The 1,170-nt window shown below is 57.5% G+C and carries 1 protein-coding gene; it reads right to left on the reverse strand.

The window, feature by feature from the left end; genetic code table 11:
* Positions 1–1,170: immunoglobulin-like domain-containing protein (locus tag K0H48_RS28650; protein ID WP_368862214.1), on the reverse strand; the 1,170-nt coding region annotated here is incomplete at both ends.

A 1,170-nucleotide genomic window follows, 5' to 3' on the forward strand; every position in this document is an offset into this window, starting at 1 on the left:
TGGGTGCTCTTGTCGATGAACACGTCATCGCCAGGCGCGGCAACGGTCACAGAGCCTGTGGTCGCACCTTGCTTGATGGTGATGCTCGAACCGTTATCCAGCGTGACGACCATGTCGGTGCCGGCCTTGTTGCTCAAGGTGGCGGTGTAGGTGATGGTGCCGCCTTCGTTGACGGCACTTGGTGCGGTCAACGTGACGCTGGTGAGATCGGTGGTGCCTGGGGTATCAGTCACTGTGGTGTTAACAGGTGTTGTGCCTGGCACCAGGTTCTCGAAGTGCGCGCCGCCGGTCACGTTGGTGATGGCGGTGGTAACGGTCTGGTCGCCTTTGTACACGTCGTTAGGTGCCACGACGGTGACGGTGCCGCTGGACTGGTTCACACCAATGGTGATGGTTTTGCCGTTGTCCAAGGTCACGGTCAGCGGGCTGGTGATGTTAGTCACCAGCGCGCCGTTTTTATCCACAAGGCTGGCGGTGTAGATGATATTGCCGCCTTCGCCAACGGTGGTGGTGGCGGTCAGGACTACATCTACTTTGTCGATGGTGTCGTTGATCGTCGTGGTCGCGCCGTTGCCTGCAACTTCCAGTTTTTCGAAGTTACCGCCAGTGGTGTCAGTGATCTTGACCGTTTGGGTGCTCTTATCGATGAACACGTCATCGCCAGGTGCTGCAACAGTCACGGAGCCAACGGTATCGCCAGCTTTGATGGTGATGCTCGAGCCGTTATCCAGTTTCAGCGTGACGTCAGTACCGGCCTTATTGCTCAAGGTGGCGGTGTAGGTGATTTGACCACCTTCGTTGACGGCACTTGGGGCGGTCAGCGTGACGGTCGTGGTGTCCGCAGTGCCAGGTGTATCAGTCACTGTGGTGTTAACAGGCGCTGTGCCTGGCACCAGGTTTTCGAAATGCTCGCCGCCGGTGACGCCTTTGATGGCGGTAGTGACGGTCTGATCACCTTTGTATACGTCGTTAGGCGCTACGGTGGTGACAGTGCCGCTGGACTGGTTCACACCGATGGTGATGGTTTGACCGTTGTCCAAAGTCACAGTCAGCGGATTGGTGATGTTAGTCACCGCATTACCCGACTTGTCGACCAGAGACGCGGTGTAAACGATGTTGCCGCCTTCGCCGACTGTGGTCGTTGCGGTCAGAACCACATCCACTTTGTCG

It is taken from the genome of Pseudomonas sp. Xaverov 259 (assembly GCF_019352915.1).
Taxonomy (GTDB): Bacteria; Pseudomonadota; Gammaproteobacteria; order Pseudomonadales; family Pseudomonadaceae; genus Aquipseudomonas.